The organism is Mediterraneibacter sp. (assembly GCF_030825015.1).
GTDB lineage: Bacteria > Bacillota > Clostridia > Lachnospirales > Lachnospiraceae > Mediterraneibacter.
The window spans coordinates 20,209-44,850 of sequence record NZ_JAPJQP010000005.1; the positions used below are offsets into that span (position 1 = coordinate 20,209).

At 41.0% G+C, this 24,642-nt stretch carries 22 protein-coding genes; 4 read left to right on the forward strand and 18 right to left on the reverse strand.

The features are described from left to right. Positions 1-16: 16 nt before the first annotated feature. From asd to RCH61_RS04135, 3 genes are all read right to left on the reverse strand, one after another. Positions 17-1,102, reverse strand: a complete 1,086-nt coding sequence (gene asd / locus RCH61_RS04125) for an aspartate-semialdehyde dehydrogenase (protein ID WP_306479966.1) — start codon at positions 1,100-1,102, stop codon at positions 17-19. Positions 1,103-1,188: 86 nt separating this feature from the next. Further along, the gene (argH, locus tag RCH61_RS04130) at positions 1,189-2,577 is read right to left on the reverse strand and encodes an argininosuccinate lyase (protein WP_306479967.1); all 1,389 of its coding nucleotides are present in this window, start codon (positions 2,575-2,577) and stop codon (positions 1,189-1,191) included. Positions 2,578-2,673: 96 nt separating this feature from the next. After that, positions 2,674-3,321 (reverse strand): epoxyqueuosine reductase QueH, encoded by a 648-nt coding sequence (locus RCH61_RS04135; RefSeq protein ID WP_306479968.1) that lies wholly within the window; start codon positions 3,319-3,321, stop codon positions 2,674-2,676. Positions 3,322-3,501: 180 nt separating this feature from the next. On the opposite strand from RCH61_RS04135, the gene RCH61_RS04140 reads away from it, so the two are divergent. Both RCH61_RS04140 and RCH61_RS04145 read left to right on the forward strand, forming a co-directional pair. Continuing rightward, positions 3,502-4,278, forward strand: a complete 777-nt coding sequence (locus RCH61_RS04140; protein ID WP_306479969.1) for an ABC transporter ATP-binding protein — start codon at positions 3,502-3,504, stop codon at positions 4,276-4,278. Next, on the forward strand, positions 4,271-5,068 hold the full coding sequence (locus RCH61_RS04145) for an ABC transporter permease (RefSeq protein ID WP_178007591.1): 798 nt from the start codon (positions 4,271-4,273) through the stop codon (positions 5,066-5,068). The genes RCH61_RS04140 and RCH61_RS04145 overlap by 8 nt, the downstream gene beginning before the upstream one ends. A 97-nt stretch (positions 5,069-5,165) precedes the next feature. Here the strand turns inward: RCH61_RS04145 and RCH61_RS04150 are convergent, their stop codons facing one another. Both RCH61_RS04150 and RCH61_RS04155 read right to left on the reverse strand, forming a co-directional pair. Further along, positions 5,166-6,536: a sodium-dependent transporter gene (locus tag RCH61_RS04150; protein WP_306479970.1), complete on the reverse strand. Its 1,371-nt coding sequence runs from the start codon at positions 6,534-6,536 to the stop codon at positions 5,166-5,168. Between the two features lie 392 nt (positions 6,537-6,928). Next, positions 6,929-7,519, reverse strand: a complete 591-nt coding sequence (locus RCH61_RS04155) for a TetR/AcrR family transcriptional regulator (RefSeq protein ID WP_178007595.1) — start codon at positions 7,517-7,519, stop codon at positions 6,929-6,931. Between the two features lie 177 nt (positions 7,520-7,696). On the opposite strand from RCH61_RS04155, the gene RCH61_RS04160 reads away from it, so the two are divergent. Together RCH61_RS04160 and RCH61_RS04165 are read left to right on the forward strand one after the other, a co-directional pair. Further along, positions 7,697-10,231 carry a YhgE/Pip domain-containing protein gene (locus RCH61_RS04160; RefSeq protein ID WP_306479971.1) on the forward strand — a complete coding sequence of 845 codons (2,535 nt, stop codon included), beginning with the start codon at positions 7,697-7,699 and terminating at the stop codon, positions 10,229-10,231. Then, positions 10,228-12,405 (forward strand): YhgE/Pip domain-containing protein, encoded by a 2,178-nt coding sequence (locus tag RCH61_RS04165; protein ID WP_306479972.1) that lies wholly within the window; start codon positions 10,228-10,230, stop codon positions 12,403-12,405. The genes RCH61_RS04160 and RCH61_RS04165 overlap by 4 nt, the downstream gene beginning before the upstream one ends. 96 nt (positions 12,406-12,501) lie before the next feature. Here the strand turns inward: RCH61_RS04165 and RCH61_RS04170 are convergent, their stop codons facing one another. The 13 genes from RCH61_RS04170 to RCH61_RS04230 all read right to left on the reverse strand — a co-directional run bounded on the left by RCH61_RS04170 (position 12,502) and on the right by RCH61_RS04230 (position 24,448). Then, positions 12,502-12,900, reverse strand: coding sequence for a PaaI family thioesterase (locus RCH61_RS04170; RefSeq protein WP_306479973.1), 399 nt, complete (start codon positions 12,898-12,900; stop codon positions 12,502-12,504). A gap of 18 nt (positions 12,901-12,918) precedes the next feature. Continuing rightward, the gene (locus RCH61_RS04175; RefSeq protein WP_306479974.1) at positions 12,919-14,319 is read right to left on the reverse strand and encodes a glycine--tRNA ligase; all 1,401 of its coding nucleotides are present in this window, start codon (positions 14,317-14,319) and stop codon (positions 12,919-12,921) included. Between the two features lie 143 nt (positions 14,320-14,462). Then, positions 14,463-14,741 carry a hypothetical protein gene (locus RCH61_RS04180; protein ID WP_306479975.1) on the reverse strand — a complete coding sequence of 93 codons (279 nt, stop codon included), beginning with the start codon at positions 14,739-14,741 and terminating at the stop codon, positions 14,463-14,465. Positions 14,742-15,563: 822 nt separating this feature from the next. Beyond that, positions 15,564-16,115, reverse strand: a complete 552-nt coding sequence (locus RCH61_RS04185; protein WP_306479976.1) for a hypothetical protein — start codon at positions 16,113-16,115, stop codon at positions 15,564-15,566. A 119-nt stretch (positions 16,116-16,234) separates the two neighbouring features. Continuing rightward, positions 16,235-16,702, reverse strand: a complete 468-nt coding sequence (locus RCH61_RS04190) for a thioredoxin family protein (protein WP_306479977.1) — start codon at positions 16,700-16,702, stop codon at positions 16,235-16,237. An 84-nt stretch (positions 16,703-16,786) separates the two neighbouring features. Further along, on the reverse strand, positions 16,787-17,065 hold the full coding sequence (locus RCH61_RS04195; RefSeq protein WP_306479978.1) for a hypothetical protein: 279 nt from the start codon (positions 17,063-17,065) through the stop codon (positions 16,787-16,789). Further along, positions 17,049-17,207, reverse strand: coding sequence for an AgrD family cyclic lactone autoinducer peptide (locus RCH61_RS04200; protein ID WP_306479979.1), 159 nt, complete (start codon positions 17,205-17,207; stop codon positions 17,049-17,051). Before RCH61_RS04200 ends, RCH61_RS04195 begins: the two co-directional genes overlap by 17 nt. A 283-nt stretch (positions 17,208-17,490) precedes the next feature. Beyond that, complete coding sequence (locus RCH61_RS04205; RefSeq protein WP_306479980.1) at positions 17,491-18,594, reverse strand: sensor histidine kinase; 1,104 nt, start codon at positions 18,592-18,594, stop codon at positions 17,491-17,493. A gap of 173 nt (positions 18,595-18,767) precedes the next feature. Beyond that, the gene (locus RCH61_RS04210; protein WP_306479981.1) at positions 18,768-19,487 is read right to left on the reverse strand and encodes a LytR/AlgR family response regulator transcription factor; all 720 of its coding nucleotides are present in this window, start codon (positions 19,485-19,487) and stop codon (positions 18,768-18,770) included. A gap of 100 nt (positions 19,488-19,587) precedes the next feature. Beyond that, the gene (recO, locus tag RCH61_RS04215) at positions 19,588-20,304 is read right to left on the reverse strand and encodes a DNA repair protein RecO (RefSeq protein WP_306480020.1); all 717 of its coding nucleotides are present in this window, start codon (positions 20,302-20,304) and stop codon (positions 19,588-19,590) included. Further along, positions 20,270-20,437: a hypothetical protein gene (locus RCH61_RS04220; protein ID WP_306479982.1), complete on the reverse strand. Its 168-nt coding sequence runs from the start codon at positions 20,435-20,437 to the stop codon at positions 20,270-20,272. The genes recO and RCH61_RS04220 overlap by 35 nt, the downstream gene beginning before the upstream one ends. Positions 20,438-20,564: 127 nt before the next feature. Next, the gene (gene era / locus RCH61_RS04225; protein WP_004847048.1) at positions 20,565-21,461 is read right to left on the reverse strand and encodes a GTPase Era; all 897 of its coding nucleotides are present in this window, start codon (positions 21,459-21,461) and stop codon (positions 20,565-20,567) included. Positions 21,462-21,508: 47 nt separating this feature from the next. Beyond that, entirely contained in the window at positions 21,509-24,448 is a 2,940-nt protein-coding gene (locus RCH61_RS04230; protein ID WP_306479983.1) for an insulinase family protein, read from the reverse strand. Positions 24,449-24,642: the final 194 nt, after the last annotated feature.

Consider the following 24,642-nt stretch of genomic DNA (forward strand, 5'->3'; position numbering starts at 1 on the left):
TCTTTGCCACATCTTTTTATTTCTTTGCGATATATCCTTTTGCTGTAAGCGCTTCTGCACAGAGCACTGCTCCGCCTGCCGCTCCTCTTACTGTATTATGTGACAGTCCGATAAATTTAAAGTCATACATACTGTCCTCTCTGAGACGTCCGATAGACACTCCCATGCCGCGCTCATAATCTACGTCAGCTGTCACCTGCGGGCGGTTTTCTTCCTCAAGATACTGAATAAACTGCTTCGGCGCGCTCGGAAGTTCTGCTTCCTGCGGAAATCCTTTAAAGTTTACCAGTTTTTCAATCAGCTGTTCTTTTGTCGGTTTCTTTTCAAAATTGATAAATACTGCCGCCGTATGTCCGTTTAATACAGGAACGCGCACGCACTGACATGTAATCTTCGGAAGTTCTGCTTTTACGATCTCGCCATTCTCTACTTTTCCGAGAACTCTAAGCGGCTCCTGCTCGCTCTTTTCCTCTTCTCCGCCGATAAACGGAATAATATTTCCCAACATTTCCGGCCAGTCTTTAAATGTTTTTCCTGCTCCTGAAATCGCCTGATATGTCGTAACAACAAGTTCTTTCGGGCCAAATTCTTTCCATGCTGCCAGACACGGAGCATAACTTTGGATCGAACAGTTCGGCTTTACGGCAATGAATCCTCTCGTTGTACCGAGACGTTTCTTCTGGTCTTTGATCACTTCAAAATGTTCTGCATTGATCTCCGGCACTACCATCGGAACGTCCGGAGTCCAGCGATGTGCGCTGTTGTTTGATACGACCGGAGTCTCTGTTTTTGCATACGCCTCTTCAATCGCTTTGATCTCGTCTTTACTCATATCAACCGCACTGAAAACAAAATCTACAGTCGAAGCTACGTGCTCCACATCGTTTACATTAAGAACAACAAGCTTTTTCACAGCCTCCGGCATCGGCGTATCCATTTTCCATCGATCGCCTACCGCTTCCTCATATGTCTTTCCTGCGGAACGCGGACTTGCCGCAACCGTTACTACCTCAAACCACGGATGATTCTCAAGCAGAGAAATAAATCTCTGACCTACCATTCCTGTCGCACCTAAAATACCTACTTTTAATTTCTGTTCCATCTTCTTTCTCCTTTTTCCTGTTGTTTTCTCTGTTATCTCCATTATCTTCTATCTATATCTATAAAAGCCTGACAATATGAACTACTCTATAAAGCAGGCTGTTCTTTCAGATATTGACGCTCTTCCCTGATTACCGCTTCCATCGCATTCTTGCCCGGCGCGCCGATCGTATTACGCATCTCCACACATGTTTTCATACTGATCGCATCATAAATATCCTCTTCGAAAACAGGAGAAATCGCCTGAAATTCTTCCAAAGACATATCATCCAAAGCTATCTTTTTTTCGATACAGTATAAAACAAGTCTACCGACAATCCCGTGGGCATCCCGGAACGGAACTCCGTGATTCACGAGATAATCCGCAGCGTCCGTCGCATTTGTAAAACCATGCTTTGCACTTTCTTCCATGCGGGCATTATTAAAACGGATCGTTTTCAGCATTCCCGTAAATAATGCAAGACATCCTTTTGTCGTGTCGATCGCATCAAATACAAGTTCTTTATCTTCCTGCATATCCTTATTATATGCGAGCGGAATCCCTTTCATCGTCGTCAGAAGCGAGGTGAGCGCTCCGTAAACTCTTCCTGTTTTTCCACGTACAAGTTCCGCAATATCAGGATTTTTCTTCTGCGGCATAATACTGCTTCCCGTACTGTAAGCATCATCGATCTCAACAAATTTGTATTCATTCGTATTCCAAATGATCACTTCTTCTGAAAATCTGCTCAGATGCATCATAATCGTCGACATAGCAGATAAAAGTTCGATCAGATAATCTCTGTCCGAAACGGAATCCATACTATTTAATGTCGGACCGTCAAATCCAAGAAGCTGCGCTGTGTATTCTCTGTCCAGAGGATAAGTTGTTCCTGCCAAAGCTCCGCTTCCGAGAGGACAAAGATTCATCCGTTTATAAATATCCTGCATTCTCTGATGATCGCGTTTAAACATCTCAAAATAAGCACCCATATGATGCGCCAGTGTGATTGGCTGTGCCTTCTGCAAATGTGTAAATCCCGGCATATACGTCTCGGTATTTTCTTCCATCAATTTCAAAAGGACTTCCAGCATCTCTCTTAACAGCCCGTCAAGATTGATAATCTCATCCCGTGTATATAACTTCATGTCCAAAGCGACCTGATCATTTCTGCTTCGTCCCGTATGTAACTTTTTCCCCGCATCCCCGATCCTGTCGATCAGGTTCGCCTCTACGAAGCTGTGAATATCCTCATATTCTTCTGTGATCTCAAGTGTTTTATTCTCTACGTCTCTTCGGATGCCTTCAAGACCCTCTATGATCTGATCCTTCTCTTCCCCGGTCAGGATGCCCTGTTTTTCAAGCATCGTCACATGCGCGATGCTTCCTCTGATATCCTGTTCATAAAAACGCTTATCAAAAGAAATCGAAGCGTTAAAATTATAAACTAACTGATCTGTTTCTTTCGTAAAACGACCGCCCCATAACTGTGCCATTCCATCTCCTCTTTTCTGTCCTGCATTTTCCACCTAGTTTAACACATTAACGTGTGAAATGTCTATACCTTTTATAAAAACTGTTACTATTCTCTGTCACGACTGAGCTGCTGCTTCTCTCTGTTCATGTTCTCTCATTGAAAATTCACATCCACAGTAATCCTGTCTGTACAATCCATATTCTTTCGATAATTCTACAGACCGTTTATATCCGTTGCGTTTCTTAAAATCCGACACCAAATACTCTACTCCATACTTTTGTCCGATCTGCAATCCAATCTCATTTAATTTCTGAGAATTTTTCAGCGGACTGATGCTTAACGTCGTTGTAAAATAATCAAATCCGCCTGCCGCCGCCTGTTGTGCCGCTTCTTCAAGACGAAGTTCATAACATTTCATGCATCTTGCCCCGCCCTCTTTCAAATGTTCCATTCCTTCTGCCATTGCATAAAACCGTTCCTTATCGTACTTCCCTGCAAGAAAGGAAACCGGATATTGAAACTGCATGTCTTTTATCAGTTTCTGCTGCTCTATAATCCGTTTTGTATACTCACTTTCCGGATAAATATTCGGATTATAATAAAATACTGTAATCTTAAAATAATGTGACAAATATTCCAACACATAACTGCTGCACGGCGCACAACAGCTATGGATCAAAAGCGTCGGAACCCGACGCTCCTCTTCCAGACGTTTCAATATTTTATCTAATTCCTTTTGATAGTTGATCTTCTGAACATTCATCTTAACCGTTCTCCTGTGCGATATATTCTTTTCCGTTTATTCTATGTATAAGATATCACCTCTTTTTCTAAATTACAATGTTAATCCGTTTCCTATAAAGCAATACGTTATAAACGAACACACTGACGCCGGCTCTCATACATTAATCTTAGATACTTAAATAAGAACGGAAGTGACTCTGTGAAACCTTTACTTGAATTAAACAACATCAGTTATTCTTATCATACAATAAACGGAGAAACAAAAGCTTTATCCGATATTTCTTTTCAGCTTGTCCCCGGAGAATTTACCGCCGTTGTCGGTCCTTCCGGATGCGGGAAATCCACGCTTCTTTCTTTGATCGCAGGACTTATGGAAGCAGAGCACGGAACAATCTTTCTAAATGGTGAACCATCGGAAAAGAAATCAAAAGAAACTGCAAAAATCGGCTATATGCTGCAGCATGACCATCTTTTCGAATGGCGGAGTATTTTTAAAAATGTCCTGCTCGGCGCTGAACTTAATAAAAGTGTATCTCGAGAAACAAAGCAACATGCAAAGGATCTTCTGCGCCAATATGGATTAGAACGTTTTATCAACTCCCGACCGTCCGAACTGTCCGGCGGAATGCGGCAGAGAGCGGCGTTGATCCGCACTCTCATGTTAGATCCCGAACTGCTCCTTTTAGATGAGCCTTTTTCCGCGCTTGATTACCAAACACGCCTTACTGTCAGTGACGATATCGGAAAAATCATCAAACATTCAGGGAAAACCGCACTTCTTGTAACTCATGACCTCTCAGAGGCAATCAGTCTTGCCGACAGGATCATCATATTGACAAAACGCCCCGCGCACATTGCACGTATCGTTTCGATTTCATTTCCCCTTGAAAAAGATACCCCGTTAAATCGCAGGAACGCCCCTGAATTCAAACAATATTTTAATGAAATATGGAAGGAGCTGAATCAAGATGAATAAACAATCCAGCGGGCAGAAACTTTTTTTAACCCGTCTCCGCCGCCATCATATGACCGTTTGCATCAGCCGTATCCTTATCCTGATCACTTTTCTTTTTCTTTGGGAAATATGTGCGCATTTCGAAATCATAGACTCCTTTATTTTCAGCAGTCCTTCAAAAATCACACTTTGTTTTTGGAAAATGATGAAAGACGGATCTCTTTTACAGCATATCGGCATCACTTTATACGAAACATTTGTCAGCTTTATACTCGTCATAGTTTTCAGCATCCTGACGGCAATCTTACTTTGGTACAGTAAAAAACTGTCAGAAATACTCGAACCGTACCTTGTTGTCTTGAACAGTCTCCCGAAGTCCGCACTCGCCCCTCTTCTCATCGTATGGCTTGGCGCAGCGCCGAAAACGATCATTATTGCCGGAATGTCTGTCGCAATTTTCGGAAGTATCTTAAATCTGTACACTGCTTTTATTAATGTCGATCAGGAAAAGATCAAACTGATCTACACGCTGCACGGAAAACGCAGGCATGCGCTTACAAAAGTCGTGCTGCCTGCCTCCGTTCCGGCAATCATAAGCAATATGAAAGTCAACATAGGACTTTGTCTTGTCGGAGTCATTATCGGAGAATTTCTCGCCGCGAAAAGCGGACTCGGATATCTGATCATCTACTCCAGTCAGGTTTTTAAGATGGATTGGCTTCTCATGTCGATTATTTTGCTCTGTATGATGGCGATGGGATTGTACGCTCTGATCAATGTAGCAGAGAAACGGGTATTAAAAAGATATTGAATCAAAAAAGAAACAGAGACGGAAAACTTTCTGACATAATTTCCCTGTCTCTGTTTCTTTTTCCCAAGTCTTATTCTGAGTCTGTTTTACTCTTTTCCTATCCGAAGAACTTAGACCAATATCCCTGCACAAAGATAAATAACACGATCAGCGGAAGGATATATGACACATAGATCCGTGACCATTTCGGGAATTTAATTCCCTCTCCTGCATTGGCTTCCTTACGGAAATTCCTCCATCCCCAGCCGTAGCGGCTTGTACAAAATACCAAATATACAAGGCTTCCAAGCGGAAGGAGATTATTGCTGACGATAAAGTCTTCCAAATCAAGGATTGTACTTCCTGCACCGAGGGGCTGGAATCCGCTAAGCAGATTAAATCCAAATACACACGGAAGAGAAAGTAAAATGATCGCGACCAGATTCACCGCCACCGCTTTTCCTCTTGAACATCCCGTCAGATCCATTGCAAATGAAATGATATTTTCAAACACCGCAATGATCGTCGATGCCGCCGCAAACAACATGCAGAGGAAAAAGATGCTTCCCCAAATTCTGCCGCCTGCCATAGCGTTAAATATATTCGGTAATGTAATAAAAATAAGATTCGGACCGCTGTCCGGATTTACCCCAAAAGCAAAACATGCCGGGAAAATAATAAATCCCGAAAGAAGCGCCACACATGTATCAAGAATCGTTACGCAGACTGCTTCTCCTGTCAGACTTCTGGAACGATCTATGTAACTTCCAAAAATTGCAATGGCTCCGATTCCGAGACTCAACGTAAAGAACGATTGTCCCATCGCCGCAAACACAACTTCCATCAATCCCGCTTCTTTTACTTTTGCAAAATCAGGAACAAGATAAAATGCCAGTCCTTCTCCGGCGCCTGAAAGTGTAACAGAGCGCACCGCAAGAACGATCATAAGCGCAAGAAGCATCAGCATCATAACTTTTGTAATTTTCTCCACGCCTTTCTGAAGTCCGATACGACAGATAGCAAAACAAAGCGCTACAACAATAATCATGCAGACAGTCATAATTCCCGGCTGACCCATCAGCGTACCAAATTCCTTTTCGATCCCTGCTGAATCCAAGCCTTTAAAACCTCCTGCCGCCATTTTAACAAGATACAGAAGCAGCCATCCTCCGATCGTTGTATAAAACATCATAAGCAGATAGTTTCCTGCCATGCCGAACCATTTATACCAATGCCATTTTGTACCGAGCGGCTCTAATCTGTCAAAAGATAATGCCACACTGCTTTTAGAAGCTCGTCCCACCGAAAACTCCATTACCATGATCGGCAGACCGAGTATCAACAAGAACAGCAGGTAGATCAATACAAACGCCGCACCTCCATACTGCCCTGTAATGTAAGGAAATCTCCATACATTTCCAAGACCGATCGCGCATCCCGCTGAAATCAGAATAAATCCAAGACGGGAGCCGAATTTTTCTCGCTTCATAAAATTCCCTCTCTTCCCTTTCATAAGTCGCTTTTCATATGCCGCTTTTTATGAAGCGCCTCCTATGCATGATTTTTCATGTGCCGCTCTTCACAAAGCCTTTCTCATATGTCACTCCTTATGTATCCGTTTTAATGTTGTACAGCATTATAACTGCACAACTATTAATGTACCATATATGCCCACTTGTTTTCTACTGTTATTTACAAATTATTCTGTATTTTTATACTCCGCCTATTTTTATAACAGTTCCTCCATACCACAGTTACAAAATCCGGGTACAAACTTATTTACAAACAAAACTCTTACATATGCCATTTAGCCGTAAGCGAAGATTTAGCTGCGATAACAGTGAAAAAGACAGCACCCCTGCAAATCTACTGCAAATCTGCTCATTTATTTTCCCGCGCATCCTCATAAAACGCATCAAGAGAACTTACAACCATTTGAAATGTAAGCCGGGCCGCATATTCAGGCGGCATCGTTTCTCCCTTTTCAAGCCATGTTCTAATAAAACCAAGGCATCCGTTAAAACAAAATGAATAAAAATATTTCATTTCCGCAAACTTTTCAGGAAAGCGTTCTGCCAACAGATCGCGGCTGTTTTCTTCTAAAAACTTCTCAATCCGTCTGATAAATGTAATATCTCCGTATGGACCAAGAAGGGCACAGCCGATTTCTCTGTTATCACTTAACACGCGAAACAGATCTTCTATGAACAAATAAGTCGTATCTTTCTCAATCTTGATCGGATGCTCCATAATCGCCCGTTCTATTTCCTCGATCATATCATCTTCAATCTCTTTTAGCAGAGACGGAATATCCGAATAATGTAAATAAAACGTCGAACGGTTAATATCAACTTCATCTACCAGTTCTTTTACTGTAATCTGTCCAATACTTTTTTTCTTCATAAGACGGGCAAGTCCTGTCCGAAGCTGATTTTTTGTTTTCCTCACCCTGCGGTCTGTCTTTCTTTCCATATCACTTTCTCCTCGCATAATATCGCTTTACATACATCAACATATTCTTCAGCATTGTCGTTTATCCGACAATTCAAGCTTTTATTAATGGTTGTAAATCAGTTTCTACCTTAATATAATACTCTTTATCAAGAAAATCAACATTATATCTATTAATATACGAGGAGTTTTGATATTATGAAGAAATCATTCCATATTTTTCAGCGTGATCTCTCACGGCTTTTGCACAACAAAGCGGCAGTTCTTGTTCTGATCGGCGTGTGCCTGCTGCCTTCTCTGTATGCATGGTTCAATATTGCAGCCAACCTGGATCCCTATGGCAACACAGCCGGGATCAAAGTCGCAGTTGCCTGCCTTGACAAAAAGGCATCTGCGAAAAATCTTTCGGTCGATGCAGGAAAAGAAATTGTCAAAAATCTGAAAGAAAACAAAAAACTCGGATGGACGTTTACTTCAGAAAAAGAAGCTGTCAACGGAGTAAAATCGGGAAAATATTATGCTGCTATCATTATTCCCGAAGATTTCAGCAGCTCTCTGCTCAGCATTTTATCCGGCGACTTACAGACGCCGCAGCTTGATTATTACATAAATGAAAAAGCAAACGCTATCGCCCCTAAAATCACAAGCACAGGAGCAACCACGATTCAGGCGCAGATTAACAGCACCTTTTCTTCTGTTGCTTCCGAATCTATTTCCGGCATATTAAAGCAGTCTGCATCAGACCTGTCTGCCACACTTGGATCTGTCAATTCCGATATCACGAAAACACTTGATAAAACCGAGGAAAATATCGTCTCCTACGAACAATTTCTAGAAAACTTTAGTACAAATGCGCAAAAATCCGGCAGTCTGATCGAGCAGGCAAAATCCGCCTCCACTTCCTTAAAATCAGCCGCCCAATCAGGATCCGCCGCTTTAAACAAATCATCCCTCATCCTTTCCGGCACCCGAGACGCCGCAGGAAATTTCTCTTCTGCTCTTTCCTCTTCCCTGACACAAGGAGAAATTCTGCTTGGACAGGCACACAGCGCCGCATCAACGGGACTTACCGATCTTGAAAGCGCCGCACGTTCTGTCAACGGATCGATCGGAAACGCGCTTAATTTTGCAGACTCCACTGCCACATTAAACGGAACGATCCTAAACGAACTGAATCAATTAGCCGCCCTTATTCCAGGCTCTCATCTAGATTCCGCTATTGCCGGCCTTCAGACTCAAAATGCCGATAATCAGGAAATGATCCGTGCCTTGAGCGCAGGCAATACCGGAATTCAAAACGCCATCAACACAACCGCTTCCACCCGTGAACAACTGTCTGAGGTCACATCCGCTAATATCGATAACCTTCACGCGCTTCGTGCTGCTTTGGATGAAAACATTTTGCCGCAGCTAAATCAGACATTAGATACGTTCTCCTCTTTGACCGGAGAAATGAGCGGTCTGCTGACAACCCTTCCGTCCTCTTCCGATCAGGTAAACGTCCTGCTGGATCAAATGAATACCGGACTTTCAAATACAGTAACTGCTCTTGAAGGTACAAAGACCGCACTTGCAAATGTTCAGGATCACCTTAGTTCCATCCGCGCAGACTTAAATGCACTTTCAGGTTCTGACATATATGAAGCGCTTCTTTCATTAGAAAAAGTCGATGAACAATCGATCTCTGCCTTCATGTCTTCTCCTGTAAAAATAGAAACAGAAAGTTTCTATAAAGTAGCAAACTATGGATCGGCAATGACGCCTTTTTATACAAATCTTGCGATTTGGGTCGGCGGTATCGTTCTTATTGCGATTTTTAAATTAGAAGTAGATAAAGACAGTTCTATGCTCCGTTACTCTTCTTCCTCCCTCTATTTCGGACGCTGGCTGTTATATATTACTGTAGGAACGGTTCAAGGATTCATCGTCTGCGTCGGAGACGTTTTCCTAAAAGGCATTGAATGTGCACATCCCGTTGCTCTTGTCTTCACCGGAGTGATCTGCTCGTTTGTATATGTCAATATCATTTACGCACTTTCAATCTCCTTTAAACATATTGGGAAAGCATTGTGCGTCCTCCTTGTCATCCTGCAGATCCCCGGATCGTCAGGCACATATCCGGTAGAGATGACTCCGGCATTTTTCCAAAACATCCATCCGCTTCTTCCGTTTACTTACGGAGTATCTGCAATGCGGGAATGTATTGCCGGAATGTATGGGAACACATATGTTCACAATCTGCTGCTCCTTCTCCTTTTCGTTCCTGTCTCCTTACTGATCGGACTTGGAATAAGACCTCTGCTTTCAGGTCTAAATCGACTTTTCGATATAAAACTTGCAGAAACCGACCTAATGCTTGGAGAGACACCCGACAGAAGCATCGGACGCAGCGTACAGCTTTCCCTCTTACTGAAAGCCTCTTTATCACAAGAAGAACTTCAGATACAAACTGCTGAAAAAGCACAGCGTTTTGAAAAGAATTATCACCGGATGATCCGATTTGGTTTTTTTGCTATTTTGACCATTCCGCTCATTTTCCTGATCCTTATGTTCAGCCTTGAATCCAGGATAGTATTCCTCATTCTTTGGATCTTATCGATCATTTTGATCGCCGCATGGCTGATCACGGTAGAATATATTCACAATGAACTGATCACACAGCAGGAACTGTCCGGCATGTCCTTTGAAGAAATGTTAAAATTATTCAGAAAAATTGAGGAGAACCGACTATGAAAAACATCATACGCATTGTACGAAACGATATTCATAATATCCGAAAAAATGTAATTGCCCTGATCGTCATCTTCGGTATCACCGTTGTCCCTTCTCTTTATGCGTGGTTTAATATCGCTGCAAGCTGGGATCCATATAAAAATACCGGAAACTTGAAAGTAGCCGTTGCAAGCCTTGATAAAGGATACAACGGAGAACTTCTTCCGGTTCAGATCAATCTCGGTAATGACGTTCTTTCTTCCCTTCGGGAAAATACGCAGCTTCACTGGGTATTTACAGATGCCAAAGATGCGTCGAACGGAGTCAGATCCGGCAAATATTATGCGTCCGTCGTCATTTCCGAAACGTTCAGCAAAGACATGATGAGCCTGTTTTCTTCTAAAGCAACGAATCCGACAATTACTTATTATATTAACGAAAAAGAAAATGCCATCGCTCCGAAAGTAACAGAAAAAGGAGCGGATGCGATCCGTCAGGAAATCAACAGTACGTTTACGGAAACGATCTCGAAAGCAGCTCTCGATGCATTCCGATTTGTCTCTGATGTTTCCGCAGAAAAAGGAGACGCATCACTTGCAGAAAACTTATCCGCCTCACTGTCTGATATCTCCTCTGACCTGAATTCTGCTGCCGGAACCGTACAGGCATTCTCTGCCATGACAGACGCTGCATCCTTAATGCTTGATACGACTTCTTCGATTCTGTCTCAAACCGGAAACGGAACAAAGACAAGCCTCAGCGCACTGACAGATGCAGAAAACGGAATCACTTCCCTTTCTTCTGCTTTATCCGGAACAACCGGCGCAATCAGTCAGGCGTTATCTGACGGAGAAAGCTATTACTCATCCGTCTCTTCCACAGTCGGGACAGCTCTTGACTCTTACAGCTCCAATGCAGAAACAGCAGCAGCTTCCCTTACAGCAGTCTCAAACCGGATACAAACTGTCATCAATGGATATACGTCCCTTGCGGATTCATTAACTGCCATAAAAAATACAAATCCAAATCTCAGTCCTGTGATCGATCCGATCCTGACACAAATTTCTACTGCAATCGAACATCAGACAGATTTAAAAAATGAACTGGATAACGCCGGAACAAAAATTACCGGAGCTGTCCAAAACGCAGCCACTATAAAAACAAAGATCGACGGACTCATTGCCCAGAGCCTGACTTCCGCCGCCGAGGTGAAAACCAGCTATGAGACATCTGTTAAGAGCGAACTGGAAAATTTGGCAGACAGCTTAAACAACACCGGATCTTCTGTATCTGCTCTTTTAACAAAATTAAATGAAAGCGCTTCCGGTCTGACTGATATTACAGACAACGCTTCTGATGACCTTGCTTCTATCCATACTGCACTTTCAGATTCCGCAGCCTTACTGAACAATGTATCCGAACAGCTATCGTCTGCATCCGAGGCGCTCCTGAATCCAAACCGCGACGGACTTACCGCTCTGACTGATTTACTGGCGCAAAACCCGGAGACAATCGCAGCCTTTCTCGCATCTCCGGTCAGTCTTTCAGAACATCCTGTCTATCCGATTGAAAACTATGGATCGGCAATGACTCCTTTCTATTCCACGCTCGCCATGTGGGTTGGGGGAGTTGTACTTGCCGCCATGCTGAAAGTCAATGTCTCAGGCAAAGCTCTGACAGGAGTTGTAAATCCGAAACCTCATGAAACTTACATCGGCAGAAATCTTCTTTTTATAGGGATCGGACTTTTGCAAAGCAGTCTGATCTGCCTGGGAGATCTGCTTTACTTAAACATCCAGTGTCAACATCCGGTTTACTTCCTTTTTGCCGGTTGGTTTACAAGCATCGTATATGTAAGCATCATTTATGCACTGACCGTTTCATTCGGAGACATCGGAAAAGCTGTCTGCGTCATCCTGCTTGTCATGCAGGTAGCCGGAAGCGGCGGAACGTTCCCTATTGAAGTAGCGCCTGCTTTCTTCCAAAAAGTCTATCCGCTTCTGCCATTTACCCACAGCATGAACGCCATGAGGGAATGCATTGCCGGATTTTACAACGCAACCTATTGGAAAGAACTTGGAACATTAGCGCTTTTCCTCATTCCCGCGCTGCTGCTTGGTCTGCTCCTTCGGAAACCAGTCATCCGACTGAACGATTCGTTTACAGAAAAACTGGAAAGTACAAAACTTATCTAAATACAAAAATTTCCGCGTGGATCTTCTCTGCGCGGAAATTTTTTCTTATATTCTCTCTTTATTTTTATCTTTCAGCTCTTATCAACCGGCTTCTCCTTACAGTTTCGCAAGCTTATATCCGGTTGTACTCACAACTGCCGCCGTGTTCCCAAACTCATCCTTGACACGGATCTCATAATACCCCGTCGTCCTGCCGTCCTTTAAGCAGACCGCTTCTGCGATCAGCATCTTGCCTTTCGCCGCTCCAAGATAAGCAATCTGAGAATTCAATGACACCGTCGTATCGCCCTGCCAGTTTGAAGCAACAGCAAACGCAAAATCGGCAAGTGTAAAATAAACGCCTCCCATTACTGCTCCAAGCGCATTCTTATGCTTTGCCTCTAGTGTCAGACTGCACCTCGCATAGCGGTCATCTACTTCGTCTATCACTGCTCCGTTCTCTGCTGCAAACCGATCCTTCTCAAAGAAACGGACGATCTCTTCTGATGGTCTCATTGTTTCTCTGCTTCCTTCTTACCATTCAAATTTTTTCTCCAAATATGCTTTCAGATCTTCGATCTTCACTCGCTCCTGCTCCATCGTATCACGGTCACGCACTGTAACAGCTCCGTCTTCTTCTGAATCAAAGTCATATGTTACGCAGAACGGAGTACCGATCTCATCCTGACGGCGATATCTCTTTCCGATATTTCCACGATCGTCAAACTCGCAGTTATAATATTTGCTCAGCTGTGCAAATACTTTTTCCGCGCCTTCATTCAATTTCTTAGACAGCGGAAGAACACCGATCTTAACCGGAGCAAGCGCCGGATGGAAATGAAGAACAGTACGCATATCCGGTTTCTCTTCTGTTCCGATATTCTCTTCGTCATATGCACTGCAAAGGAACGCCAATACCATACGGTCTGCGCCAAGTGACGGCTCAATTACATACGGAATGTACTTTTCTTTCGCTTCATCGTCAAAATAAGTAAGATCCTGTCCCGATACATTCTGATGCTGTGTCAGGTCATAGTCTGTACGGTCTGCGATTCCCCAAAGTTCTCCCCATCCAAACGGGAACAGGAACTCTACGTCTGTCGTCGCTTTACTGTAGAAAGACAACTCTTCCGCATCATGGTCACGGTAACGTACTTCATCTTCTTTCAGTCCGAGTTCAGACAGCCAGTTCAGACAGAAGTTTTTCCAATAATCAAACCATTCCAAATCTGTGTCAGGTTTGCAGAAGAACTCAAGTTCCATCTGCTCAAACTCTCTCGTACGGAATGTAAAGTTACCCGGTGTGATCTCGTTTCTGAAAGATTTTCCGATCTGAGCGATACCAAACGGAAGTTTCTTTCTTGATGTACGCTGTACGTTTTTAAAGTTTACAAAAATTCCCTGAGCCGTCTCCGGTCTGAGATAAACAGTATTCTTCGCGTCTTCTGTAACACCCTGAAATGTTTTGAACATCAGGTTGAACTGACGGATATCTGTAAAATTATGCTTTCCGCATGTCGGACACGGAATCTGATGCTCTTCGATAAACGCTGTCATCTGCTCCTGTGACCATCCGTCCACAGAACCTTCCAGCTCAATTCCTTTTTCTTCGCAGAAATCTTCGATCAATTTGTCCGCGCGAAAACGCTCATGACATTCTTTACAATCCATAAGCGGATCGCTGAAACCTCCGAGGTGACCGGAAGCTACCCAAGTCTGCGGGTTCATAAGGATTGCACAGTCAACACCGACATTGTACGGGTTCTCCTGAACGAACTTTTTCCACCATGCTTTTTTTACATTGTTTTTCAGCTCTACACCGAGATTACCGTAATCCCATGTATTCGCCAGACCGCCGTAAATCTCTGATCCCGGATACACGAATCCTCTTGATTTTGCAAGCGCCACGATTTTATCCATTGTCTTTTCAACCATTTTTATGCTCCTCACATTTTTTATTCTCAATGGTATTCATTATAACTTGTACAGCCTTATTTTTCAAGCATCATCGCGCAGACAATCTCCATTACTCTCTATGACGTTTTTATACCAATAAGAAGAACAATTTTCTAACAGCATTATTTGTGCATAGCTCCCTTCACCTCAAATTCATACAAGTAAACGTCCTCCAGCGTCGGAGCAACCTCTCTGATCTCATCATACTCTTCCGGACACTTCTGTGTCACTACGCGGACGATAATCTGTCCGTCTTTTCGGAACAGATTACTTATTTCAAACTTTTCTTTCACTTCTTCCAGCTCCTGCTGCCCGATACACATTTCAAACACTTTTCCCTGAATCTTTGCCTGTAATTGTTCGGGACTTGCCTTATCAATAAGCCGTCCGTTTTTCATCAACAGAATTCAAATACATTCCTCCCAGCTGTATTCTAGTATATCTGAATTATAAATTTCAATCCTGCAAAATTGGATAACTTTCATTCACTCTACCTTAATTTTTTTCATTTATCCATTTATAAAGAGAATAAAAATTAAGAACAAGAATTCCTATTGTTAGAAATGCGTGATTTTCATAATTCATATATTCTCTTGTATATAACCAATCGTTAATAAATAATAATATTATAGCAACTAGAACACCTGCTTTGTATTTGTTTGGTTTTAGCCCTTTCATTTTTCATCACCCTATCTTCACGGTCCTATAGCGATAATATCCTGCATTACAAGGAGCGGAATGTCGTGGTTCACATCCCGGGATGTAGCCCGGCACATAGGTTGCATACACCTCATATTTTCCGTCAGGTGGTCCTCCTGTCCCCGCATACACATAATCAACAATAACCTTACAAGGATTAAGATGATGCGGATGTATAAGTTCTACAATACCACAAGCCCCATAAATTATAGATACAATTCCTATCACTGTCTCGCCTGTTATCCGATACTCTGAAGTTGTCTCGACTTTATTTGTAAAAACATGTGTATAATCATTAATGATAATTTCACCATTAGATCACAATGCTATTCTCCGATCACATTTGAAAGAATATTATTTATCATCTTTCTTTAGAATTTTTAAAATATACCAGTATAAAGCTATAATTAATGCATTAAGAAAAACAGCTATTCCAGAAGATATAACATTCAGTCGATCGAAAATAAAAATTGCAACGAATAAAATAACACAAAGAAATAATATTGTTTTTAAAAGTTTCTTTTTCATGCAGGACTCACCTCATATATCCAGTACCCTTGATTGCATGGACCTGAATAACGTGGTTCACATCCCGGAATATATCCCGGAATATATTGCCCATATACAAAATATCCCGTATTGGGTTTCGCATTTGTTTTCAATGCATCAAAAGCAATTTTGCATAAATCAAGTTGGTGATCAAAAATAAGATTTATTGCATATGGAATTGATTGACAAGTACTCCAAATTCCAATAATAACTTTTCCAAGCAACGTTAGGCTTCTACTATTACCTCCATTGTAAACCGTTCCGTTATTATACGCACTTTTATAATCTTTAATGATAATACGCCCATCCGTAAAATATGTTATCTCCGCTCCATTATCTAACACTGTAATTAAATTTCCATCCTCATCATATGATTCAGATTCAATGTTAGAAGGCTCTGTAATATTACATGTACTGCACTTACGTTCCGTAGCATTTGTATTAATCCCCGGAATAACTAACATTAACATTGCTATCGCGGCCATCAAAAAAGCGGTCATTTTATTTGTAAAAATCATTTTATTCATAATTAATCTCCTTTTTTATAACAATCAATCTAATAGTATCTTTTCACTTCAAAATAATATCTCCATTGGTATCACTCCTCACAGCTTATTTCGCAGGATAACATAATAAAACTAAAAATTTAAATATTGTTTAAAAAATCCTTGAAATCATTTTCAGACTCAAATCCTTGACCGGTTTTAATTATTTTTCCCTCTTGTATTATTGCATAATATGGTATCATTTCTATATTATCAAAATATTTTTCAATCTTAGGTAAAAAAACTTCCTTTTCAGCGATTGTATATTTAAGATATACTGGATTTGGGAGTTCCCTATCTGTATCTTCTATAAAAGATTTTAATTTTTGGCATTGGGGACAATCGTCTCTTCCAATAATAACTGTAAAAGTTTCTTTATTTTCCATATAATTTTCAAAATCTTCAACAGTTATTTCCCGCAAACTGATCTTTTTCTCATTGACATTGTAACCAGTTGTAAATACAGATTCCTCTTTTTTATCCTTTTTCATATACAACATATCGAATAACACCATCGCCGCAACTACAATAATGCTTATAACTGCTATTATAATTCTTCTCTTTTTCATTCCCATGTCCTCACTACATCAATAAACTGAAGTAACACCATTGTGAAACAGGCATATCCGATTCCGCACACCACAGTCTCATTTCTAGCGAAGATGCCTAACGCCACCGCCAAACCGACAACTCCTAATATCCAAATACATCTTTTCCATCCGCTTGACTCCCTGCTGATTCGATACCTTCTCAATGCGGTGAAAAATAAAATCACCACCAGAACTCCTGTACACGCCGCCCGTTGTCAAGCTTAAGATTTCCAAATGTTTCAATCCATATAAATAATAAGAGTATTCTTCCCGTGCGATCAGATCATTTTTTATAAACTGCTCAACAATTCCTTCAAACCGATCTTTACTTCTGTTTTTCATCTTTCAGTTTCACCGCATCTTTCGGAATTTCTTCTTGATAAAGAATCCATGAGCATTTGCCTATCATAATGAACTTTGTGACAATACCTGAGCTGATAACTAAAAAATTCAACCATCTTTTATAAATCACTTTCCCAATCATTTGTCCTCTTTCCTCTTTTGTTTGAACTATTTTTTACAGTTCTGATTATACACTATTTTTCTTTGAATTTTTTCAACTTGTAACAAAATGCATGGTTTATTGTAATAACTTGCACTTCACCTCGCTATTTTCTCTGACATTTCTCTGTTTTGGACCTTTATAACAAAAAACAAATCGCAAAGAAACCTTTTCACTCCTTCTATAAAAGATTCAAAAAAAGAAAAACACAGCGCATACTCTCTTCGAATACCGCTGTGTTTTTCCTATATATTCTATATATTGTTTATTTCTCGCCCGTTTCCCACAAGTTTATATTCAATGTGAAACTATCTTTCTCCGATTCCCATCGAACGTCTCCGTTATATTTTTCTGCTATTTGCTTTACACTCGACAATCCAAGTCCATGATTCTGTTTATCTGCTTTCCTCGTATGAAGATCTGACACTGTCTCGCTGCATGAATTTTTACAGCAGATTACAACCCCTTTATTTTGGTATATAACAAATAGATCGATCCATTTTTCTTTTTTGCAAAACATACATGCCTCAATCGCATTATCCAATATATTTCCGAACAAGATTCCTAAATCTGTACCGCAAATTTCCAACTTTTCCGGCAGCTTTACATCGAACTTGGCATGAATCTCTTTCGCCTCGATTTCTGCATACTTCATATTCAAGATTCCGTTTACAACTGCATTCGCGGTAAATAATTTCTGCTCTGCCTTTTCTAACTGCTTCAAAATACTTCGTATTTCCCGCTTTCCTTCTTCAAGCTCTCCTGTTTCAAGATATCCGTATATTCCTGCAATCTGATTTTTCATATCATGCCGGATCTTCCGGATTTCCTGTTGATGCTGCTCCACCTGTTCGTAATGAAGTTTTTGATATTCATATTCTTTTAATCGGTTTTTCATCTCGCCTTCTGCGATATGATATTGCTCCTGCTTTCGGAAAAGAATATATGTAATTATATTAATCGCACCGACAATCACTGTCACGATCCAACCGAAAATCAGATCGGTTGATTCTTTCATAATCTGTACTTCATAAAGATAGATAATCAAAACAGCGCTTAATATCGGAATGATCAGAATGCTTTTCTGCACCTTTCTCTCCGGCGTATTTTTCTTACGCCTACTGAAAAAATACAGGACAAGCACGAGGATCAGCCGCAGTTCTGTAAGAAAACGTTGGAAAAACTGTGTGATACTGCTGTCCAATTTCGGCATTTCGGATGCTTCGATATGAAAAAAATATCCAATACTCAACGCAACAATTCCTTCAATCGTAATTACAAATGCAAAATAAGAACTTCCTACAAATAGTTTCCTCTTCCAATTTCCTTCAAAAAATCCAAGTACAACTACGATAAAAATAATTGACACAACTAGATTAACATTCCTGTTTGCAAAATAGTGATTTATAAAAGATGCTATTGCTGCTATCACGATTAATATTGCAAAATCAATTCGGTTTCCCACAATCCTTTTCGGTTTAAAAAAGCACAAGGCAAATAAATAGCTTATTAAACTATTGACTATACTCCATACATATTCCATCATCTACGTCTTCCCCATTTCTTCATCAAAATAAAATTTTGATATACTATGTTGAAGTTCTTCTTATAACTCCTTGCAATCGGTACTTCCGCTCCTGATCGAAGGATTACCTTTTCCCTCTCCACTTCTTTTAATTTTTCCATATTAATGAGATATGAATTATGTATTCTCACAAACATCGAACCTTTCATCTCGTCCTCAATCTGATCTAATCTTCCGTAAAATTCATGATCTCCGCTCTCTGTATGTACAATAATTTTTCTTCTGCGGCTTTCAATATACTCAATCTCATCATAATAGAAAATAAAATCTTTCGTTTTATCTGTAAATTGAATACAATTTGTTCTTTCTTTAATCGTATGCAACGCGCGCACGATCGTACGACATGCAGTCTCTTCATCGATCGGTTTCACCAGATACTGAAACGCCTGCACGTCGAATGCTTTCTGCATCATCTCACTATGATTTGTCATAAAAATGATCACCGCATTTCTATCCTCTGTTCGGATATGTTCTGCCAATTCCAGTCCGCTCAGCTTCTTCATCTCAACGTCAAGAATATACAGTGCATATGGCATATTTCCTTTCTCAAGCAATTCTTCGGCAGACACGAAGCATTCACATTTTCCTGCCATCCCTGTTATTTCTAAACACTTCTCTACATTTTTTTCAATCGAATTTTGTATAAATTCTTCATCTTCACATATCGCTATTCTCATTTGACCTTACGCTTTCTTCTCTTCCTTTATTATTTTCTTTCACTTTTTTGTCTCAGACTTCTGAAATCTAAGCACAATCCTCGTTCCGAAATACACCACATCAAATAAGAGTCTCTAATATTTCCAGTGATTTAAAACGCTTTCCGACATATATATCCGTCATCCGGCTCATCACATTTCCAAGTTCTGTCAATACTTTTTCTGTCACATTAAACGTATATAATTTCTCAATCGTACTTGTTTCTATATATTGCATACTATACAAAGTCGAAGGATCCAGACTCATCCCGTCCCGTACGTCTTTCATGCATTCGCTGCACACAAGTCCGCCTTTCACCGCGCTGAACACGGCAGGCCTTTCTTTATTTCCGCAAGTCATACACTGAAATACCTGCGGCGCCTGTCCGTTGATCGTCAACGCTTTCAATTCAAATATGTAACGGATAAGCATGTTTGGAATATGCGGGTTTGTCAGCGCCCGAAGCGTCTGATAAAGAAGTTTTAACATTTCCCGCTCATCATTAAATTCTTTCGTATAATAATCTGTAAATTCAAGAAAATAAAAACCGTAATATGCTCCGACGATATCGCCGCGCAGCTCGGCAAAATAATTAGAAATACTCGCCGACTGTATCGTGTAAGACGTCCTCCCCTCATACATCGTAAACGTTCCGAAAGAAAACGGATTGACCGCACCGACAAGCGGACTGTTCGGGCGTCTTGCCCCCCGTGCAAACGCCGAGATCTTTCCCTGTTCTTTTGTAAGTATTACAACACGCCGGTCATACTCGCCGACCGGCATCGTAGAGAGCACCATCCCTGTCAGTATAATCTGATTCACGCCGTTCCTTTCTGCCGGAGCTTCCATCTGCTTTCCGGCTGTTTTTATAATTCAGATAATCATCAATCTTTCCTGATGTCATAAACAATTCCCAGTATTCTTCTTTCATCTGTTCCACCTCTTCTTCCGTGATCTTTAAGAATAGTTTCCCCGACAGAAAAGAAGGTCATACTGTATAAAAAATACCATTTTTCGCAAGAGAGAATTATTGCTTTCTATATTATTCGTCCTCTCGATTATTCGTCCTCACGGTATCCGAAATTTTTCATAAGATAATCGCTGTCACGCCAGTTTTTCTGTACTTTTACCCACAGCTTCAAATTCACTTTACATCCGAGCATTCTCTCGATCTCATAACGCGCGGTACTGCCGATCTTTTTCAGCATACTTCCCTGTTTTCCGATAATAATTCCTTTATGAGAATCTCTTTCACATATGATCGTCGCGTCGATATGCATTACTCTTCGTTCTGCCTTCATCCGATCGATCGCCACTGCGATTCCGTGAGGAATCTCTTCATTCAGGCAGTGAAGCGCTTTTTCACGGATCAGTTCTGCCACGATCTGACGCTCCGGCTGATCTGTGACAGTATCTTCATCGTAAAACTGCGGTCCGTACGGAAGATATTTTAAAATTACTTTTATAAGCTCATCTGTATTATCTCCGGATCTTGCCGATACGGGCACGATCTCTGCAAAATCATATTCTTTTCTGTATGCATCGATAAATGTCAGTATCTCTTCTTTTTTCACCATATCGATCTTATTAATAACAAGAATAACCGGAGTTTTCACTTTCTTAAGCTGTTCGATAATATGACGGTCTCCCGCCCCGATAAAAGCAGACGGCTCAACAAGCCAAAGCACAACGTCAACTTCATTCAAAGAACGCTCTGCAATATTTACCATATATTCTCCAAGCTTATTTTTTGCTTTGTGGATACCCGGAGTATCCACAAAAACAATCTGTCCTTCCTCTGTCGTTAAAACCGTCTGGATGCGATTTCTCGTCGTCTGCGGTTTATTCGATGTAATCGCGATCTTTTGTCCGATCAAATGATTCATTAATGTTGACTTTCCTACGTTCGGTCTTCCGATCAAAGTTACAAACCCTGATTTAAAATCTTCTCTCATATCAATATCCTTTCCTACGCTTAACATTTCTCGTTCTGTCATACTTCTTAACTTAATGTTCGGATCTCCATAAACATCTCTTTTTGTTCTTCTATCTTTTCCTCGCTTCCGATCACGCAGATTTGATCTGCGTCAAGCACCGCTTTTAATATTTTTGCAAGCGCGCGGATATCTTTTTGATCTGCCGAAAGGATCTGCTCTCTTTCCCGGCGGATCATTTCCTCTGTCACGCGGCTCATATACAGGTTCATAGAACGGCTTCCTTTTGCGGCTGGATTCATCGGGCGGTCGATATTACTGATCGTTCCGATAATAAATTTATTCATATCTCTGTCGTCTACATTAAAGTTTTCGAGATAATCTACAACGCCTTCGTAAATCTCCATCGTTTTCTCAAGATTCGGATCGCGGTACGAGATCAGATAACCTTCTCCGATCCGGTTAAAATTGCTCATACATCCGTAAGCTCCGCCTTTCACGCGGACGTTCTGCCACAAATAATCGTAGCTTAAAATCACTTTCAAGATCTGAAGCGCTCCTGTATATTCTTCTCCGCCGTCAATGAAATTGCCGACTCTTGCAACGTACTGTACTTTTGAAGATGTTTTAAATCCTTCGTTTCTTTTTTTACAATGAATGATGCATCTGTTTTCTTTCGCTTCTGTCTGTACCGCATCTGCGTCATTTAGCTGTTTTGATACAGCCGCAAATGCATTTTCCATATAGGCAAGTCCTTCTTTTGCCGAAGTATAGCTGACCATCATATTATCTGCGCAAAAGATCTGTTTTGAAATTGCTTTTAACCGACAGATCAATTCTTCTTTGTGGTCGTCAAAGTTTTCTTCGATCTCTTTTACTATTTCGTAAAATCCGATTCCGTCTGTATCGTCTTTAAATTTTGCAAGAGGCGATGTATATGACAGCGCACGCAAAGCGGCAGTCGTATGTCCCGATGACAAGAACGACATACTAAGGCGTGATTTCAGCATCGCAAGAATTTCTTTTAAACGTTTCTCATCGTCAAGCTTAGAGCAGGTCAGTATTTCCCGCATCATAGAGAAAAGAACGTCCATCTTCGGATACAGTGATTTTCCTTTCATTTCAAATGTCGCTTTGAATTCCTTTTCCTTTACTTTCTGTGCATCTGCATATAATTCAAGCGATGTTCCGATTCCGCCTGTATGGATATTGATCTCATTAAACAGCTCTCCGTACTCGTAATTTTCTGTATCGATAATGCCGAGAACACTTTGCAAAATGCCGACGTACGGAAGATCTTCTTCCTTGATTGCGGAAAGGTCGAACATAAGCGTTACATACCCGATTCCGTTTGTCTCAACGTTATGATAGATCGTTTTCACTCCGTCTATCTCCATCTCTTCGTTATAAACAGGCGCGATTTCAGGAGAAATATCTTCTCTTCCGAGCACCGGGATCTTCGCCAGATCTTCCGGCGCGGATTCTTCTTCCTGATAGGCTTCCAGATCTTTTGTATCCTGCACAAGTTTCTCAATCTCTTCTTCGGACAGACTTTCTTTATACGCCTGCAGTTTTTCTGCAAGCTCCCGATCCATTCTCGCAGTCCTTCCCTTCTCCGGTCGAATAATTACGATCGCCCCATGCGGATTCTCCAAAAGATAATCTCGGATCAACTGCTCAAAATAGCCTGTTTCGATCTGACTTTTCAAAAACTCAAATGTCGGAATCGCCTCCATATGGATAAACGGTTTTTCTTCATCATAAAGCCAGCTGTCGAACAACTGAAGTCCGTACATCAATCCTCTCGGATAACTTCCGAAGTCTGCCTCTCTGAAACGGAACTCATAATAATTCAATCCGGCCTGCAATGCCTTTTTATCAATTCCGCCTTCTGCAATATTTCGCAGCGTATTTTCAATCACTTCCACAAACGCTTCCTTCTGCTCCATATTTGCATTTTTAGAAATAACAGAAAAAATCGGCTGATAAACTCCATTATCATATGATCCCATAATATCTTTTCCGATTCCCGCGTCAAGAAGCGCTTTTTTCAGCGGCGCTCCCGGAGCAGATAAAAGCGCATAATCTAAGATCTGAAATGCAAGATAGAGCTTTTCATCTAAGGAAGTTCCGATCACTTTATTATAAGAAAGATAAGTGTTATCCTCTTCGCTTTCATCGCTTGCTATAGAATATTCCTGAACAATCTCCTGCATTTGTGAAAACGGCTTCTGATATTTAATCTCCGAATCAACCGCAATCTCATCAAAATCAGACAAATACTTTTCATCAAGCCAGTTCAGTTTTTCTTCCATATCCATATCGCCATACAGATAAATATAGCTGTTTGACGGATGATAATATTTCCTGTGGAAATCAAGAAACTGTTCATACGTCAGCTCAGGGATCACTTCCGGATCACCGCCGGATTCATTTGCATACGATGTATCCGGAAACAGAGAATTCAAAATCACCCGGTCAAGCACCCCTTCAGGTGAGGAAAACGCGCCTTTCATCTCATTGTATACAACTCCCGAAAGTTTCAGCTCCTCATCCGGCGCATCCAGTTTATAGCTCCATCCTTCCTGACGAAACGTTTTATCCTGCTCATAAATGTTCGGATAAAATACCGCGTCCATGTAGACATGCATAAGATTCCGGAAGTCTTTATCATTGCAGCTTGCCACTGGATAAACCGTCTTGTCAGGATAAGTCATCGCATTTAAAAATGTATTAAGCGATCCTTTTACAAGCTCTACAAAAGGATCTTTTACCGGAAACTCTCTCGATCCGCACAATACCGAGTGCTCCATAATATGAGGCACTCCCGTACTGTCTGACGGAGGTGTGCGAAAACCGATGGCAAACACTTTATTTTCATCATCATTTTCCATCAGAAGAACTCTTGCCCCGCTCTTTTTATGACGCAGAAGTGTTCCTTTTGAATTCAGATCAGATAAATCTCTGCTTTGTACGATTTCATAAGCTTTCAAATCACATATACTCATTTTTTCTCTCCTTCATATCTCGTTTTCTATTACGTCTTTAATTATTTCTTTTTCTACTATTTCTTTATTATTTCCTTTTTATGATTTCTCTCCTGCAGTTTCTTTTCCCATTGTTCCATTCCTCACTATTCCACTCCGCATTATCCATTCCTCACTATTCCATTTTCTGTTGTCTCTTTCTTGTTATGAGTGGG